Annotated in this window: 2 protein-coding genes and 1 pseudogene; 2 read left to right on the forward strand and 1 reads right to left on the reverse strand. The window is 38.3% G+C overall.

Translation table 11 applies throughout. From position 1 onward, the window contains the following. The first annotated feature begins 37 nt into the window (after positions 1–37). Together L1D50_RS22590 and L1D50_RS22595 are read left to right on the forward strand one after the other, a co-directional pair. On the forward strand, positions 38–865 hold the full coding sequence (locus L1D50_RS22590) for a hypothetical protein (protein ID WP_138522593.1): 828 nt from the start codon (positions 38–40) through the stop codon (positions 863–865). Between the two features lie 474 nt (positions 866–1,339). After that, positions 1,340–1,717, forward strand: coding sequence for a hypothetical protein (locus L1D50_RS22595; RefSeq protein WP_239966895.1), 378 nt, complete (start codon positions 1,340–1,342; stop codon positions 1,715–1,717). Positions 1,718–2,051: 334 nt separating this feature from the next. Here L1D50_RS22595 and L1D50_RS22600 read toward each other — a convergent pair. Beyond that, positions 2,052–2,625, reverse strand: a pseudogene (locus L1D50_RS22600) (hypothetical protein); the annotation flags it as partial.

A 2,625-nucleotide genomic window follows, 5' to 3' on the forward strand; every position in this document is an offset into this window, starting at 1 on the left:
ACTTAATTGATTAAAAATAAAACAACAGGATTTCCTCATGCAAAGGAAAGCAAACCTTCTGGCCCGACTTCGTATCGCATATGAAACAACTAAAAAAGAACTACTAATATTTTTATTGTTGCTTGCAGTCGTTGTTGACATGCTGCCAACTGAATTATTTTTTAGGGTTGAAGTAGCTAACACTATCAAAACAGGGTTGATGTTACCTATTGCATTTATCTTGCTGGAGCTTTTGTTCAAAATATACGATGCCGTTTTGCACAATCGTAGAGAGGTAAAAATCATTAAATCCAATGACCTGTTAGGAGACATTGGTCGACTATGTGAATCAGAACGAGAAATAAACATTAAATATATCGGTGTCGCAGGAAGACATGGCTGGAGTACTGTAATTGCCAGATTTTTAGATCCAAGCTCAGAGATGTGTCTGTTGAGTAAAAAGCAAATAGTCATAGAGATAGCTTTATTAGCACCTCAACAAGTCGGCTCTATCGATGGTGGTACGGAAAGGTATTCTGTAGTTCAGTCGGTAATAAAGGAAATAGAATTTACCAAACAGAGATTGCTAGCCGAGGGAATGAAGCACGTCACGATCAAAACCTACCTTTATGAACATACTCCTAATTTTCTTGGTTTTTTAGTTAATGACAATTATTTATTCACTTCCTTAACCTATTGGGAATATGTTGGCACCGGAGAGAAGTACCTTAGAGGTGGGGGCACTGATTACATTGTTTATGATAAGAACGATGGATTCGGAGGAGCTTATTACCTCAAACGTTTTGAAAGCTGGTTTTGTCATTGCATAGAAAGTACGCATCAAGAATCATATTGCTCTGAAGAAGCAAAGCATAAAGAGGACTAGCGGTTTAACATGATAAAGGAGAACAGCCAACTGTAGCTGACGAGTGCATTGTGTCACCCTCGCGACAGGTTTAGACGCCCGTCCATAAAAATACAGGCTTACCCTAAAGAAAAAGAAACTATACAGATACTACAAACAGTTAAGTCAGCCTCACCTTCCATTTCTGGAGAAACAAGTGACACCCATCACTATTTGTACTCCAACAAGCGACTGTTAACACAAACCGCGTGTCTCATAAATACTAAAGTGTTAGGCTACAAAAGTACCCGCAACATGGACAAAAACATGGCAAACCTGAATACCTTAGAAATAAAGTCTTTTGTTCCGGCTAAAGGAATCGATGACACCCATCACTACGTTTCAGTATTAAAACTTACGTGACATTTTTAGAACACTTCAATTTGAGGTGGGTGTCAACGATTAGTCTTCAATAAAATTAGCCGCATATTGCGGCATTATATGTTAGGAGGTCAAATGAGCAAATATGGTGATGTTGCTATAGGAGCTACTCATATCGCTCAAACTGGAGTCTGTCCAGTTGAAGCTTGGAATACAGCTGCAGAAAAAGAGTTCAAGGACAGAGCTGCTTCCATTAAAAAAGGGTGTCCAAAAAACGCTTTTCTAGGTTTAGCTGAAAATGGCTTTGTCGTCGGTGTGCCCAAAGGAAGCTATACAAAATCAGTTTTAAATAAACAGTATGCTTTAAAGGCAGTTAGGCTGTTAAACGAAAATCCAGATATGCAAAATGACATCAAAAAACTTTGGATTCAGTCATGTGGCTCTGAGTCTAAAGTTCATAATAGCCAAATGGATGTTGTTGTGTCGTTGTGGTCTCGAGGGTTACTGGAGTAAGCACATGAAGTCTGGAGTCAATGACACCCAACGATTCGACTTACAACATAACGCTGCCGATAAACTTAGATTTAAAAATACCGAAATACTTCATAAGGAGTAAACAGGACCAACGCAGACACCCACAGCAGGTTATCGTTCTAGGTTGAAGCACGCCAAGATAGTCTGTATGAGCTGAGCAGGTGGTGACAAACAGATCAAAAACACAATAATTTGGGTACATAATTAAAGCTTAGACGACACCTTTGTAACATGTAAACCTGAGACGAGCGTCAGCGATTTGTCGTTCAAGAAGCTCGCTTTTAGCGAGCTTTACGTCAACAACAGAGTCTTATTATTTATTTGATGAAGAATAATCTCGTCTGTAAGGTTTAAGAAGCTTAATCCATTGAGTTAAGCTACTAGCTCTTCTGTTTACACTAGATCGGTTTAACCCTTTAACACACTTTTCCACAAACTGTTTAGATGAATATGGGTCCAGCTCTGATATAGACCTTACCCCAGCCCATTGCATCCAAGCGAAGCCAAAATCACTCGACTCAACTCTATCAGCTAAATACTCATACTGTGCATCTCTATTACATTTTTGAGCTAAAACTCGTCCTGCTGTTGTAACAGTATTGTCAGCGTTTAATAAACCTAAACATCGAGCTGCATGAGTATGGTAAAGAACTTGTCTTTGAGAACCAATACCATCAATAAATTCATGCTTTAACTCACCACCCTCAACCCTGTGCTGTATAATTACAATGACTCTGTCTAAGCAATTTGCTTGGGGTACTTTCAACGAGTCAATAATTGTTAAGGATACTTTTTCAAGTTTTTCTATGATTGGTTTTAATTTAACAGCATTTATAGAAATTGGCTTTTTAAGAACATTTGAAGTTTTAGACTTCAAAGTTAAATCT

It is taken from the genome of Pseudoalteromonas sp. Isolate6, from assembly GCF_022398435.1.
GTDB lineage: Bacteria > Pseudomonadota > Gammaproteobacteria > Enterobacterales > Alteromonadaceae > Pseudoalteromonas > Pseudoalteromonas galatheae.